The organism is Novacetimonas cocois, assembly GCF_003311635.1.
GTDB lineage: Bacteria > Pseudomonadota > Alphaproteobacteria > Acetobacterales > Acetobacteraceae > Novacetimonas > Novacetimonas cocois.
This window is the reverse complement of the sequence record NZ_QEXL01000007.1, coordinates 360-14,347: the sequence shown is the minus strand read 5'-3', so window position 1 is coordinate 14,347 and position 13,988 is coordinate 360. Positions and strand designations below refer to the sequence as shown.

Below are 13,988 nucleotides of genomic sequence, written 5' to 3'. Positions count from 1 at the left end.
AATGCACGCCGGCGTCAACGTGCATCGCGACAGGTCGCTTCATCAGTATGGCTGCATCTTGTCCGCTTGTCTGCGCGGGGGGCAAGGGCGCACAATATGCGGCAATGAGGGAGACGGACATGAAACCACCCCGGCCGCCCGCCCGGACGGCGGCATCGACACCAGCTTTGACAGTGGCTCCCGCGGCGGACGCCGGGGCAACGGATACCGATACGGTGCGCATCATCCTGCCCGATGACGCGGCGACGATGGCGCTGGGCCGCGCGCTGGCCCCGGCGCTGGGCGCGGGGGACGCGGTGCTGCTGCGCGGGGATCTGGGCGCGGGCAAGACGACGCTGGCGCGCGCGCTGCTGCGGACGTTATGCGATGATGCGGCGATGGAGGTACCAAGCCCGTCCTATACCCTGGTGCAGACCTATGACGCGCCCGGGGTGGATGCATCAGGGGTGGAGGTGTCGCATTTCGACCTGTGGCGTCTGGATGGTCCCGACGCGCTGGTGGAACTGGGCTGGGATGACGCGTGCGAGGGGATCGTGCTGGTGGAATGGCCCGACCGGCTGGGTGCCCTTGCGCCGCCCGACGCGCGCGGCATCGAGCTTACGGTGCGCGCCGATGGCGGGCGGGACGCCATTCTGCGGGGCTGGGGCGCGCATGCGCATGCGGCCGCGCGCATGATACAGGCAGGAGGACGGGGATGAGCGTGAAGATGCCACACACGGCGATGATCTTTGCCGCCGGGATGGGCCGGCGGATGCGCCCGCTGAGCGAGGCGACCCCCAAGCCCCTGCTGAAGGTGGGCGGACAGTCCATCCTGGAACACGCGCTGGACCGGCTGGACCGTGCGGGCGTCGACTGCGTCGTGGTCAACGCCCACTGGCACGCCGACATGGTGGCCGCCACGCTGGAGGCCCGGCGGGCGGCGGGCGACGGGCCGCGCACCATCCTGCGGCGTGAGGATACGCTGCTGGAAACGGGGGGAAGTGCGGCCGCCGCCCTGCGCGCGGGACAGATCGGGCCGGGGCCGTTCTTTCTGCTCAATGGCGACGCGATGTGGCTCAATGGCCCGCACGCGGCGCTGCGCCGTCTGGCGGCGGCGTTCGATCCCGACACGATGGACGCGATGCTGCTGCTGGGGGCGACGACCCGCGCGGTGGGGGAGGTCGGACGTGGCGATTTCGCCGTGGACGCGCATGGCAGGCCGCGTCGGCCGAAGGGGGATGAACTGACGCCCTATGTCTATACCGGGGTGCAGATCGTCTCCCCCGCGCTGTTTGATGGCGCGCCGGACGGGGCGTTCAGCCTGAACCTGCTGTGGGACCGGGCGATGGAACGCGGGCGGCTGGGGATGATCGTCCATGATTCGCTGTGGTTCCACCTGTCGCGCCCGCGCGATATCGAGGCGGCGGAGGCGACGCTGCGCCGGACGCTCGACCCCGATCATGACAGCCCGGACGTGCACGGCTGATGTCCGGTCCCGCCATTGTCACCGTCGCCCATCATGTGCCCTTTCTTGACCAGCTTGCCGCGCGCTGGATGGCGGAGGTCGATGACGACCCGCAGCGCACCGGCGCGGGCCTGATCCTCCTGCCCAGCCGCCGCGCGGCCCGCGCCCTGACGGAGGCGTTCCTGCGCCGCGCCGACGGCCGCGCCCTGCTGCTGCCGCGCATCGCACCCATCGCGGCGCTGGACGAGGCGGCGCTCGCCCTGTCGGGGGAGGCCGCGCTGGAACTGCCCCCCGCCGTGGAAACCGTCCGCCGGCTTGCGACGCTGACCCTGCTGGTGCTGCAGGCGGGCGAGGCGTTCGGCGACGTGCGCACCGTCGATCAGGCATGGCCGCTGGCGCGCGCGCTGGCCGACCTGATGGACGAGGCGGAATGGGCGGAATGCGACCTGCGCGAACGCCTGCCCGAAGCGGCGGATGGCGATTTCGCGCAGCACTGGCACCTGACGCTGAAATTCCTGTCGATCGTCACCTCCGCCTGGCCCGCCTGGCTGGAGGAGCAGGGCGTGATGAACCCCGTGGCCCGGCAGGTCGCGCTTTTGCATGCGCAGGCCGCGCACTGGCGCGAAAACCCGCTGCCCGCCGGGCAGAGGCTGTGGGCGGCGGGATTCGCGGATGCCGTGCCCTCCACCGTTGCGGTGCTGCGCACGGTGCTCGACATGCCCGACGGCCGGCTGGTGCTGCCACCGGTCGACCTCGACATGGATGAGGAGACGTGGCAGGCGCTGCCGCCGGGCCATCCGCAGGCCGGGAGCGCGCGCATGCTCCGCGATCTGGGGGTGACGCGCGACATGCTCGGCGTCTGGGACGAACCGCCGCCGGGATGCGCGGCGGCCGCCCCCGCCGGTCGCGCCGCGCTGCTGTCCGCGGCCCTGCTGCCTGCGCCCGCGCTGGGACGGTGGCTTGACCCCGCGCCCGCCCCCGCGCTGGAGGGGCTGTCAGTCCTGCATGCCGCCGACCAGCAGGAGGAGGCCGCCGCCATCGCCCTGATCCTGCGTCACGCCATTGAACAGCGCGGGCATGTCGCGGCCCTCGTCACGCCGGACCGCGCACTTGCGGGGCGGGTTGCGACCGAACTGGCGCGATGGGGCGTCGTGGCCGATGACAGCGCGGGCGAGGGGCTGGCGACCACGCCGCAGGCGACGTTCCTGCGCCTGATCGCGCAGGCTGTCGATGGCGGCCTTTCGCCCGTCGCACTCCTGTCGATGCTCAAGCATCCGCTGGCGGCATGTGGCCTGTCGCCGGGGAACTGCCGCGCGTCGGCGCGCCTTCTGGAACGCGCGGTCCTGCGTGGTCCCGCCCCGCCACCGGGCATCGCAGGGCTGCGCGCGGCGCTGTCGCGCGCGACGGCCGACGAATACGGCGCGCTGGCCGATGCGCCCGACGCGCCACAGGAACTTTCCGCCTTTATCGACCGGCTGGAGGCGGCCCTCGCGCCGCTGCTTTCACTTGCCTCCGGCCCGGCGGAGGTTGTGGACCTGCTGTCCGCGCTGGTCGAGGTGGCGCAGGCGCTGGCCACCACCGATGATGCGGACGGGGCATCGCGCCTGTGGTCGGGGGAGGAAGGCAACGCGCTGGGCCAGCACCTGGCGGAACTGCTGACATGGTGCGACGTCCTGCCGGCGCAGCGTATCGGCGCGCTGGACGGGCTGGTGGCGTCGTCGCTGGCGGGGGTCAGCGTGCATGGACGCCGCGCCCTGCGCGGGCGCGAACAGACGGTGGCCCATCCGCGCGTCTTCATCTGGGGCCTGCTGGAGGCACGGCTGCAGACGGCGGGGACCCTTGTACTGGGCGGGCTGGTGGAAACCGTCTGGCCGCCCGCGACCGACCCCGGCCCGTGGATGAGCCGCCCGATGCGCGCGCGTATCTGCCTGCCGTCGCCCGAATGCGCCATCGGACAGGCGGCGCACGATTTCATCGCCTGCGCCTGTGCGGCACCCCGGGTCGTCCTGTCGGTGCCGGGCCGGCGGCAGGGCGCGCCCACCGTGGCCGCCCGCTGGATGGTGCGGCTTGACGCCTACCTCTCCGGGCGCGGGGCCAGCCTGCCGGCGCATCCCGCCCTGTCGTGGCTGGAGCAGCTGGACCGCCCGCCCGGCGCGCCCGCGCCTGTTGCCCCGCCGCGTCCGTGCCCGCCCGTGGCCCTGCGCCCGCGCAGCCTGTCGGTGACCGAAATCGAGACATGGATGCGCGATCCCTATGCCATTTACGCCCGGCGCGTCCTTGGGCTGAAACGCCTCGCGGATCTGGAGGAAATGGCCGACGCCGCCGATTACGGGGAAATCGTGCATGCCGCGCTGGAACGCTGGTTCACGCGCCATCCCGACCACTGGCCCGGGGATGGGGAGGCGCGGATGCTCGCCACCTTTGACGAGGTGCTGGCCGAGGCGCGGCTACGCCCGGCGCTGGCGGCGTGGTGGGCGCCGCGCCTGGGACGGATCGCGCGGTGGTGCGCGATGACCGAGGCCGCGCGCCGGGCCGATGGCGCGCCGCGCGTCGTCATGACCGAACTGTCGGGGCGGATGGAACTGTCGGGCTTTTCCTTTGGCACCTTTACCCTGCGTGGCCGGGCCGACCGGATCGACCGCGACGCGGACGGGGGGCTGAGCCTGTTCGATTACAAGACCGGGACCCTGCCGACGCTGCGCAGCGTGATGGCGGGATGGCAGTCGCAGCTGGTGCTGGAGGCCGCGATGATCGAGGCCGGGGGCTTTGCCCCGCAGGCGGCGGGACGGGTGACGGAACTGGTGTACTGGCGGCTGACGGGCGGGCATGTCGCGGCGCAGGCGCTCGACATCGCGCGGGGCGAGAAACTGTCGGAGCTGATCGCGGGATGCCGCGCCGGGCTGCGCGGGCTGATCGCCGCCTATGACGATCCGCAGCAGCCTTACCTGTCGCATCCCTATCCGGGGGAGGAACCGCGCTTTGCCGATTACGCGCACCTGGCGCGTGTCGCGGAATGGAGTGCCGCGCGTGAGGAGGACATGGGATGACACCCCCCGATACGGTCGGACCCGACAGGCTGGTCCCCGGCGCGATCCCGCCCGACGCGATCACGCTTGCCAATAAAAGCCAGGCGCAGGCGTCCGACCCGCAGACCTCGGTCTTCGTGTCCGCCTCCGCCGGAAGTGGCAAGACAAAGCTGCTGATCGACCGGCTTCTGCGGCTGATGCTGCCGCGCCCGGCGCGTGACGCGCAGGGGAATGCGGTGCTGCTGCCGGGGTCGGACCCGGCGCGCATCCTGTGCCTGACCTTTACCAAGGCGGCGGCCGCCGAAATGGCCATCCGCCTGCAGAACCGGCTGGGACGGTGGGTGACGCTGCCGGATGGGGAACTGGACGCCGAACTGCGCGGCCTGTTCGTCCCGGCGGAGGAACGGACCCGGCAGGTGGCGCGGGAACTGTTCGCCCGCGTCCTCGACCTGCCCGGCGGCATGCGTATCGGTACGATCCATGCCTTCTGCCAGTCGCTGCTGCGGCGTTTCCCGGTGGAGGCGGCAATCAGCCCGCATTTCACGCTGGTGGAGGAAACGGACGCGCGCCTTGCCCTGCGTGGCGCGGTGGAGGACGTGATCGGCCGGGGGGGGCCTGCCATCGCCACCCTTGCGGGGCAGGTGGGGGTGACGAATTTCACCCTGCTGGTCACGCGGCTTCAGGCGCGGCTGCGGCAGTTCCACCGGGTGGCCGAATCGTGGCGTGCCGACCCCGCGGCGGTGAACGCGGCGCTGCGCCGCGTGCTGGGCGTGCGTGGCGACGATGCGGCGGCCATCCTGCGCGATGCCTGCGCCCGTATCCCCGACGAGGAGACGCTGCGCACGGGGCTGGTTACGGTCATGGAGGAAGGATCGACCAAGGTGCGCGCGGCGGCGGCGGAGATGCTGGCGTGGCTGGGCGAGGGGGTGGAGGCGCGTATTGCCCGGTGGGACGACTGGCGCGCCGGCCTGCTGACGCGCGACGGCAGCCCGCGCAAGCGCGGGGGCCTGAACCCGAAGCTGGATGCGAAATATCCCGGGATCGGCGACGCCCTGATGGCGGAGGCGCAGCGCGTCCTGGACGTGGAGGCGGAACTGCGCGCGATCACGGTCTGTGACCTCAGCCGCGCCCTGCTGTCGGTCGCGGTCCCGGTGCTGGAGGGATATGCCGCGCGCAAGACCGGGCAGGGGCTGGTGGATTATGACGACCTGATCGAACGCACGCTCGGGCTGCTGCGCGATCCGGGGGCGGCGTGGGTGCTGTACAAGCTCGATGGCGGGATCGACCACCTGCTTCTGGACGAGGTGCAGGATACCTCCCCCGAACAGTGGGCCATCGCGGGCGGACTGACGGCGGAGTTCTTTGCCGGCGAGGGCACGCGCACGCCCGACGGCCCGCCGCGCACGATCTTTGCCGTGGGGGATTACAAGCAGTCGATCTATTCCTTTCAGGGCGCGGACCCCGAGGCATTCCGCCGCTGGCGCGAACATTTTCGCCGGCAGGCGCGCAACGCGGGCGCGCACTGGCGCGAACCCGCGCTGACGGTGTCGTTCCGTTCGACCACGCCGGTGCTGGCGCTGGTGGACCGGGTATTTTCCATTCCCGCCGCCGCGCGCGGCGTGGCCGAACCCGACAGCGGCATTCCCACCCATGTCACCGCGCGCCCCGGCGGCGGCGGCCGGGTCGAGCTGTGGCCCATCACCCCGGCGACCGAGGACGGGGAAGAAGCCGATCCCTGGCGCGCGCCCACCCGCAACGCGGGACAGTCCACGGCGCAGCAGCAGCTGGCCGATACGCTGGCGGCGTGGATCGCGCGCGAACTGCGCCGCGCGCCCGCCGCGGGGCAGCCGCCGCTTGCGCCCGGCGACGTGCTGATCCTCGTGCCGCGCCGCTCCGCCTTTGCACGCGCGCTGATCCGTGCGCTCAAGACCCACGATGTGCCCGTGGCGACGCTGGTGCGCACGGTGCTGACGGACCAACTGGCGGTGCGTGACCTGATGGCGCTGTGCGCGGCGCTGCTGCTGCCGCAGGATGACCTGACGCTGGCCTGCGTCCTGACCTCGCCGCTGGGGGGGCTGGATGATGACAGCCTGATGCGGCTTTCGACCGGGCGGGATGGACGGCCACTGTGGGCGGTGCTGCGCGCGCGGCACGCCGAACGCCCCGACTGGACGCGGGCGTGGCGGATGCTCGACACCCTGTTTGGCAAGGTGGATTATGCCTCCCCCTATGCCCTGCTGTCCGAGGCGCTGGGCCCGCTGGGCGGACGCGCGCGGCTGCTGGCGCGGCTGGGGCCGGAGGCGGTGGAGCCGGTCGATGAACTGCTGTCGGCGGCGCTGAGGTTCGAGGAAACGCATGTCCTGTCGCTGCAGGGCTTCCTGCACTGGCTCCATGCCTCGGCCGAGACGGTGAAGCGCGAACCCGACGCCGGCGCGGACATGGTGCGCGTCATGACCGCCCACGGGTCCAAGGGGCTGCAGGCGCGTCTTGTCATCCTGCCCGACACGGTGGGCACCCCGCGATTCGACAGCGGCCTGCTGTGGGCGCGCGACGGGCAGGAGGGGCTGGAAATCCCGCTGTGGGTGCCGCGCCGCGAACTGGGCACCGGGGTGACGCAGGAACTGCAGGAGCATCTGCGGCTTGCGGCGGTGGAGGAGTATAACCGCCTGCTATATGTCGCCCTGACCCGCGCGAGCGAGCGGCTGGTGATATGCGGGTGGGAACCGCGCCGCGGCGTGCCGGAGGACAGCTGGTACGACCTGTGCCGTCAGGCGTTCGAGGCGGAGGGAGCGACACGCGAGCCCTTTGCCATGGGATGGCCGGGCGAGACACTGGTGATCGAGGAAGCCTATGCCCCGCGTCCCGCCGCCCCCGTGGCGCAGGCGGCGCCCCCGGCCGCCGCGCCGCTGCCGCGATGGATGGGATCGGCCCCCGACTGGACGCCTGTTGCCCCGCCGGTGGAAGGACCGCTGGCGCGGCCGCTGGCCCCCAGCCGTCCCGATGACGTCGCCCTTGGCCCGCAGCCCGCCGTGCGCTCCCCGCTGGAGATCGCGCGCGCCGGCGGGACCGGCGGACCGGGTGCGGCCACGCGGCGGATGAATGCGCTGCGACGCGGGCAGATGGTGCATGCGCTGTTGCAGTACCTGCCTGATTGCGCCCCGGCCGCGCGGGCCGGCGTGGCGCGCGCGTGGCTGTCGCGGCGTGGCGGCGACCTGTCGCCCGCGCAGTGCGAACGCATCGCGTCCCAGGTGATGGCGGTGATGGACATGCCCGCGATGGCGCCCCTGTTCGCCCCCGGCAGCCGGGCGGAGCAGCCATTGGCCGGCGTGGTGGGCGATACGGTGATCGTGGGGCTGGTCGATCGCATGGCGGTGACCGACAGCGAGGTGCTGCTGTGCGATTTCAAGACCAACCGCCAGCCCCCCGCGCGCGTCGAGGACACGCCGGTGCTGTACCTGCGGCAGATGGCGTCCTATCGCGCGTTGCTGCGCGCGCTGTATCCGGGGCGCGCGATCACCTGCATCCTTGTCTGGACGGAGGATGTGCGCGTCAGCGTCCTGCCCGATGCGCTGGTCGCGGCCAATGCCCCGTCGCGGATACAGTAACCTGTTGATGAAAGTATAAAAGTTTTCGGGTGCCGCCTTTTTTTAACAAAGCTTCACCAGAAACTTTCCCATGATGGGAGTTTTTTGCTGGAGCAGCGACCTTTCAGGCAGTCTATTACGGTTTCGGGGCCTTGTTTGGGGATGTGCGGGGGAATTGCAATGAAATACGGCAATATCTGGAAAACAGTGCTTGTCATATGTCCGGCTGCTGGTGGTTTCTGGGCAGGGAGCTGGATTGCCCGGCATCCCGTTCACATCAATATTGCAGTGCTGAATTTCATCTGCCTCCCGCTGCTTGCCCTGAGCGCCTGCGGCGTCGCTTACGGCCTGTGGGAGGGATGGAAGGGCTGGAAGAAAGGGCAGGCCGGGCAGGTCGGGACATAGGGCGCCGACGCATCCATGACGCTGCGGCAGGTGCGGGTGCCGTCGCGGCGGCGGTCCGGGGGACGGCTTTCGCACCCGACCGGCAGGGTTCCTGATGCCGCAATGACTTGACCCCGCGCCCCAGGCTCGCCATGTGCAAGGAAGCTGATAACGTCGCGGGTTCCGCCGCGACGAAAAGGAGTGATGCTATGAGCGAGAACACCGTCGCCGTCAAAGACGCCGAATTCAAGTCGCAGGTGCTGGAATCCAGCGAGCCCGTTCTGGTCGATTTCTGGGCCGAATGGTGCGGACCGTGCAAGATGGTCGCCCCCGCGCTGGAAGAAATCGGCGCGGAGTTCAAGGGCAAGCTGAAGGTGGTCAAGGTCAACATCGACGAAAACCCCGAAACCCCGAACACCTATGGCGTGCGCGGCATTCCGACGCTGCTGCTGTTCAAGGGCGGCAAGGTGGTTGCGGACAAGGTCGGTGCGGCCCCCAAGACGCAGCTCAAGGAATGGGTGAAGACCAGCCTCGCCTGAAGGGACAGCGTCCCTGATTGCCCGCGTCCCGGCATGTAGTGCCGTCGCGTGCATGAACCACCCGGGCACCGCCCGAACCCGGCAGGGAGCATGGCTCCCTGCATCCTGATCTGTCCGAAAGTACTGGTTTCCAAAGGTCCATGACCTTTGGTGGGGGTTCGGGGGCAACGCCCCTGAATACCTGTGTCCCGGCATGTAACGCCGTCGCATGCAGCACCATCCGGGCGCTGCCCGGACCCGGCAGGGAGCGGGCTCCCTGCACCCTGATCTGTCTGAAGATACTGGTATCCAGGGGGCCGTGACCTTTGGGGCCACGTCCCTGAAATACTATGCCGCGCGCGCCACGTCCGTCCATGTCGTCGGGGTCGCCCCCGCATGGCGCAGGCCCGCGCGCAGGCCGGGGCTGCACAGCGTTTCGAATTCCGCCACATGTTCATAGGTCGGCATCAGGCGCTGCAGCAGCCTGTTCTTGGCCGTGGCGGGATGGAAATAGATTTCCGACAGCCCGTCCGGCAGATGCGCCGCAAGGGCGGAGACACGCTCCGTCGTCATGTGGCCGCTCCACGCCAGGCCAAAGCACCAGTCATTGGTCACCAGTCCCGCCTTATGCGCCTGATGACGCAGCAGCCGGGTCCAGCGCCGCAGCGCCGCATCGCCCAACGTATCGGCATAGGTACCCGCCGCGAACAGCGGTTCGGGCGGTTCCAGCGGCACGCGCACCGCGCGCAGCCCGTGGCGCAGCCCGCTTTCGATCATGTAACGCCCGACCGTGGGATGCAGGTGCATGTGCTTGTGCGCGTTGGCATGGTCCAGCGCCAGCCCGGTGCGTGAAAAGGCCCGGAACTGGGCCTCGATTTCGGCGGCCAGTTCGCGCCGTACGGCAGGGCGGAAGAAATATTCGATCCCGAGCTTCAGCTGGTCCGAAGGGAACTGCCCGTCCTGCGGCACCAGCAGCGGGATTTCGGCCGGGGGCAGGGTGGCCGGTCCCTCGATCGCGACCAGATGCAGCCCCACCCGCAGGTCCGGCAGGCGTTTCGCGCGCCGGATCGCGTCCTCCGCCGCGGGACCAGCGACCATCAGGCTGGCGGTGGACAGCAGGCCGTCGCGATGCGCGATCTCGACGGCTTCATTCACCTCTTCCGACAGGCCGAAATCATCGGCGGATATGATGACGCGTTTCATTGGGGCAGGGAACCGGATGTAACGATACCAGAAAAAACGCCGGAACCCGCGGGTTCCGGCGCAAAAGATGCGTGACGGCGATCAGGCCGCGCGACGTTCGCGCAGGAACTGGAAGAACTCCACCCCCTCGCGCAGGCGACGCTTCATCATCTGGGGCGAACGCACCATCTCGCCCACGATGGAGGCGATCTTCGGCGCGCGGAAATAGAACTTCCGATAGAAATCCTCGACACTGTTGAAGATTTCGGTGTGCGACAGGTGCGGGTAATGCAGCGGCGCGATCTGCACGCCGTTTTCATCGATCAGTTCCGCGTTGCTTGCATCCAGCCAGCCATTTTCCGTTGCCTGCTTGTGCAGGAACGTCCCCGGATAGGGGGCGGCCAGCGAAACCTGCAGCGTGTGCGGGTTGATTTCGGTCGCGAACTTGATGGTTTCCTGAATGGTCTCCTTCGTCTCGCCCGGCAGGCCGAGGATGAAGGTGCCATGGATCTTGATGCCCAGCTCGTGGCAGTTCTTGGTGAACTCGCGCGCGACCTCGACCCGCATGCCCTTCTTGATGTTGTGCAGGATCTGCTGGTTGCCGCTTTCATATCCCACCAGCAGCAGGCGCAGGCCGTTTTCCTTCAGGACCTCCAGCGTCTTGCGCGGCACGTTCGCCTTGGCGTTGCACGACCAGGTGACGCCCATCTTGCCCAGTTCGCGGGCAATGGCCTCGGCGCGGGGCAGGTCGTCGGTGAAGGTGTCGTCGTCGAAGAAGAATTCTTTCACCTGCGGGAAATACTGCCGTGCGAGGCGGATTTCGGCCGCCACGTGTTCGGGGCTGCGGGTGCGGTAATGATGGCCGCCCACCGTCTGCGGCCACAGGCAGAACGTGCAGCGCGACTTGCACCCGCGACCGGTATAGATCGAGATGTAGGGGTGCATCAGGTAACCGATGAAGTAATCCTCGATCTTCAGGTCACGCTTGTACACCTCGGTCACGAACGGCAGGCTGTCCATGTCCTCGATCATCGCGCGGTCGCGGTTGGAGATGATCTTGCCGTTGGGGTCGCGCCACGTGATGCCATCGACATCCTTCCAGTCGCGGCCTTCGGCGATTTCCTTGATGGTGTAATCGAACTCGTTACGTGCCACGAAATCGACCGGGGCGGCGTTCAGCAGGCTTTCCTCCGGCTGAACGGCGACCTTCGCGCCGACCATGCCGATCTTGACCGACGGATTCGCGTCCTTGAGCATCTGCGCCACCCGCACGTCGGAGGCAAAGGACGGGGTGGAGGTGTGCATGATGACGAGGTCGCGGTTGCGTACGTCCTCAAGGATCGGTTCCATGCCCATGCGCGCGGGGGGCGCGTCGATCAGGCGGCTGCCCTCCACCATGGCGGCGGGCTGCGCCAGCCATGTCGGATACCAGAACGACTTGATTTCCCGCTTGGCCTGATAGCGGGAACCGGCCCCGCCATCGAATCCGTCGAAGGAAGGCGGCTGGAGAAACAGGGTCTTCATCATGTTACGCGAATCCTCGGGTCTGAAAGGGGCTCACTCCCCCGCGCGACCGCAGTTGCCTTGACTGGTTGGGTTCGGCCTGCCCGGCCCCGGCGGGGTCAGTCACCGGGGGAGGCAGGTTGTGATCGGGATGTCATAGCGGAATGTGGCGAAATGTGCATAGTCTGTCCGCGCCACGCCACGCGCGTTCCTGTCACGCTGCCGACCATGATGGCGGCCGACAGCCAGTCACGCAGCGGCAGCAGGAACAGTGGAATCAGGCTACGCTGCGCCAGCGCGCGGTCCATGATGAACGCGCACACGGCACGCGCCGCCCATACGAACAGGAAAAACACCCATGTCCACGTGGCATGCGGCGCAAGCACCACCGCCAGCGTGGCCCAGAACAGCGGAAGCTGGATGGCCGACGCGGCATAGCCCAGCGGTTCCAGCGTCTTGACCGTCCGGCCCCAGCGCAGTTCATGGGCCAGCACCTCCCGCAGGGAGGTTTCCCCCACGGTGGTCCATGTCATGCACGCGGCGATGGCGATATCCTTGCCCTGCTCGCGGACATAGCGGCCCAGCATCGCGTCGTCCGCGACATGGGGGACCAGTGCCTCCAGCCCGCCGATGGCCTGCAGCATCGAACGGCGCAGCGCCATCGTCGCGCCAAGGCAGTCCTGCCGCCCCAGATAGCGCGACAGCATGACGCCGGGCAGGAAATTGTGGTTGATCTGCCCCGCCGCCAGCAGGCGCGGCAGCGTGGGCGAGGCGGGCAGGCCGGCGTAAAGCGTGGTGACCAGCCCGACATGGTCGGGAACCAGCGCCCCGACCACGTGGCGCAGGTAATCGGGCGCCACGTGGATGTCCGAATCGGAAATGACCAGCACGTCATGACGCGCGCGGGTCATCATGTTGATGAGGTTGCCGATCTTGCGGTTGATGCCGTGAAAGGTCGGGTCGATGACCAGTTCGATGTCCAGCGCGGGATGGCGTTCGCGCAGCCGCCGCACGATGGGAATGGCGGCATCGTCTTCCGACTGCACGCCAAAGATGATCTGCATGACGGGATAATCCTGCGTGCAGAAGCTTTCAAGCGCTTCTTCCAGCAGGGGTTCGTCGCCATGCAGGGGCTTGAGCACCGTCACCGGGGGCATGGGCACCGCCTGATCGGCGCTTTTTTCCTGCACGCGGAAGCGCGAGACCAGAAAAGTGCCTAGCGTCGCCTGTACGCACCCGGCCACCGCGACAGTCGCGGCCAGACCGGATGGTGAGACAAGGGCGTTAAGAACAGACATCATCTTTCCGGCTGGGTCGCGCGTGCATGATATAACATCGGGAATCCGGCCTGTAACCCGGGCAAGGGGTCATCCTGCCGAAAAGACCTTGATCTTCTTCTGTAACAGATCGATCAGATTTTGCACATTCCCGCCAGCCAGCGCGCTGCGGAAGTCCGAATGCTGCATGCCGACCTGGCTGATGTTGCCATTCAGCAGGACGTCAACGACCTGATATCCCTTGGCCCCGTTCAGGTGCATGACGTAATTGACCGCCGTGCCGGACGGGTCATCGGATGATCCGATCTGGGTATCGACGATCTTGTTGCCACCAACCGGCGCGTCACGGACGGCGGGATTGATGGTGAAACGCGCGTCGGCGCCGGGCTTGAAGCTGGAAAGGTTGCGGGCGATGGTGAACTGGCGGAACGTCGCCAGCAGCGTCTGCTTCTGCTCGGCCGACAGGGTGGCGTAATGCGGCCCGATGGAGGAGGACAGGATCGCCTCCAGGTCATAGACGCGGTCGATGACCGGCCCCAGTTCCTGTGCCCGCTGCTCGAACGAGCCACTGTTCTTGGCCTCGATGCGGGTCAGTTCGGCGTAAAGCGCCTTGATGGGGGCCTGCGGATCGGACGCGGCCGCCGCATGCGCCGGAGGGATGAGGACGGGCAGGGCCGGAAGCGCCGACGCTGCCACCAGCCCGGCGCACAGCGCCAGAGACGTTGTTTTCAGGACATGTTTCATAATGATCATGATTTCGGTCCGATTGCCGTCTTTAGCAAGGGCTGGGTCATGCTGATTCCGACACCCAGCGCTTCCAGCGCGGTATTGGTNGATCGCCTGCGCGTCGAGGCCTGCCTCGTGATACTGTGCGGTCTGGGTGTTGTGGTCGATGAAGCGGTCGGGCAGCGCCATGGGGCGGAAGCGCACGCGGTCCAGCAGGNCCGGTTTTCGCAAGGTGCATCATGACGAAGGCGCCGAACCCGCCGGGCGCGCCTTCCTCGATGGTGATCAGCACGGCATGGTTGCGCGCCAGCTGCTCGATCAGCGCGGTGTCCAGCGGCTTGGCA

General features: G+C 68.5%; 10 protein-coding genes and 1 pseudogene. 6 read left to right on the top strand and 5 right to left on the bottom strand.

What is annotated here, in order from left to right:
* Positions 1-119: 119 nt before the first annotated feature.
* The 6 genes from tsaE to trxA all read left to right on the top strand — a co-directional run bounded on the left by tsaE (position 120) and on the right by trxA (position 8,977).
* A complete protein-coding gene (tsaE, locus tag NJLHNGOC_RS06305; RefSeq protein WP_113595625.1) occupies positions 120-698 on the top strand; it encodes a tRNA (adenosine(37)-N6)-threonylcarbamoyltransferase complex ATPase subunit type 1 TsaE in 579 nt (192 codons plus the stop codon).
* Positions 695-1,465: a nucleotidyltransferase family protein gene (locus tag NJLHNGOC_RS06300; protein ID WP_113595624.1), complete on the top strand. Its 771-nt coding sequence runs from the start codon at positions 695-697 to the stop codon at positions 1,463-1,465. Before tsaE ends, NJLHNGOC_RS06300 begins: the two co-directional genes overlap by 4 nt.
* Positions 1,465-4,491, top strand: a complete 3,027-nt coding sequence (addB, locus tag NJLHNGOC_RS06295; RefSeq protein WP_113595623.1) for a double-strand break repair protein AddB — start codon at positions 1,465-1,467, stop codon at positions 4,489-4,491. Before NJLHNGOC_RS06300 ends, addB begins: the two co-directional genes overlap by 1 nt.
* Positions 4,488-8,075 (top strand): double-strand break repair helicase AddA, encoded by a 3,588-nt coding sequence (gene addA / locus NJLHNGOC_RS06290; protein WP_113595622.1) that lies wholly within the window; start codon positions 4,488-4,490, stop codon positions 8,073-8,075. Before addB ends, addA begins: the two co-directional genes overlap by 4 nt.
* 159 nt (positions 8,076-8,234) lie before the next feature.
* Complete coding sequence (locus tag NJLHNGOC_RS06285) at positions 8,235-8,459, top strand: hypothetical protein (protein WP_133258675.1); 225 nt, start codon at positions 8,235-8,237, stop codon at positions 8,457-8,459.
* Positions 8,460-8,647: 188 nt separating this feature from the next.
* Positions 8,648-8,977, top strand: a complete 330-nt coding sequence (gene trxA / locus NJLHNGOC_RS06280) for a thioredoxin TrxA (protein WP_113595620.1) — start codon at positions 8,648-8,650, stop codon at positions 8,975-8,977.
* Positions 8,978-9,304: 327 nt separating this feature from the next.
* Here the strand turns inward: trxA and hpnK are convergent, their stop codons facing one another.
* From hpnK to NJLHNGOC_RS16280, 5 genes and pseudogenes are all read right to left on the bottom strand, one after another.
* Positions 9,305-10,159 (bottom strand): hopanoid biosynthesis-associated protein HpnK, encoded by an 855-nt coding sequence (gene hpnK / locus NJLHNGOC_RS06275; protein ID WP_110531121.1) that lies wholly within the window; start codon positions 10,157-10,159, stop codon positions 9,305-9,307.
* Positions 10,160-10,240: 81 nt separating this feature from the next.
* Positions 10,241-11,665 (bottom strand): hopanoid biosynthesis associated radical SAM protein HpnJ, encoded by a 1,425-nt coding sequence (gene hpnJ, locus NJLHNGOC_RS06270; protein WP_110531123.1) that lies wholly within the window; start codon positions 11,663-11,665, stop codon positions 10,241-10,243.
* A 95-nt stretch (positions 11,666-11,760) separates the two neighbouring features.
* Complete coding sequence (gene hpnI, locus NJLHNGOC_RS06265; protein ID WP_113595745.1) at positions 11,761-12,939, bottom strand: bacteriohopanetetrol glucosamine biosynthesis glycosyltransferase HpnI; 1,179 nt, start codon at positions 12,937-12,939, stop codon at positions 11,761-11,763.
* Between the two features lie 69 nt (positions 12,940-13,008).
* Entirely contained in the window at positions 13,009-13,662 is a 654-nt protein-coding gene (locus NJLHNGOC_RS06260) for an MlaC/ttg2D family ABC transporter substrate-binding protein (protein ID WP_239021369.1), read from the bottom strand.
* A gap of 5 nt (positions 13,663-13,667) precedes the next feature.
* Positions 13,668-13,988, bottom strand: a pseudogene (locus tag NJLHNGOC_RS16280) (transketolase C-terminal domain-containing protein); the annotation flags it as partial.

What these genes read in the sequence shown, in the direction of transcription:
- addB (WP_113595623.1), top strand. Translation starts at nt 1,465, where the DNA reads ATGTCCGGTCCCGCCATTGTCACCGTCGCCCATCATGTGCCCTTTCTT.
- hpnK (WP_110531121.1), bottom strand. Translation starts at nt 10,159, where the DNA reads ATGAAACGCGTCATCATATCCGCCGATGATTTCGGCCTGTCGGAAGAG.
- NJLHNGOC_RS06285 (WP_133258675.1), top strand. Translation starts at nt 8,235, where the DNA reads ATGAAATACGGCAATATCTGGAAAACAGTGCTTGTCATATGTCCGGCT.
- NJLHNGOC_RS06260 (WP_239021369.1), bottom strand. Translation starts at nt 13,662, where the DNA reads ATGAAACATGTCCTGAAAACAACGTCTCTGGCGCTGTGCGCCGGGCTG.
- addA (WP_113595622.1), top strand. Translation starts at nt 4,488, where the DNA reads ATGACACCCCCCGATACGGTCGGACCCGACAGGCTGGTCCCCGGCGCG.
- tsaE (WP_113595625.1), top strand. Translation starts at nt 120, where the DNA reads ATGAAACCACCCCGGCCGCCCGCCCGGACGGCGGCATCGACACCAGCT.
- NJLHNGOC_RS06300 (WP_113595624.1), top strand. Translation starts at nt 695, where the DNA reads ATGAGCGTGAAGATGCCACACACGGCGATGATCTTTGCCGCCGGGATG.
- trxA (WP_113595620.1), top strand. Translation starts at nt 8,648, where the DNA reads ATGAGCGAGAACACCGTCGCCGTCAAAGACGCCGAATTCAAGTCGCAG.
- hpnJ (WP_110531123.1), bottom strand. Translation starts at nt 11,665, where the DNA reads ATGATGAAGACCCTGTTTCTCCAGCCGCCTTCCTTCGACGGATTCGAT.
- hpnI (WP_113595745.1), bottom strand. Translation starts at nt 12,939, where the DNA reads ATGTCTGTTCTTAACGCCCTTGTCTCACCATCCGGTCTGGCCGCGACT.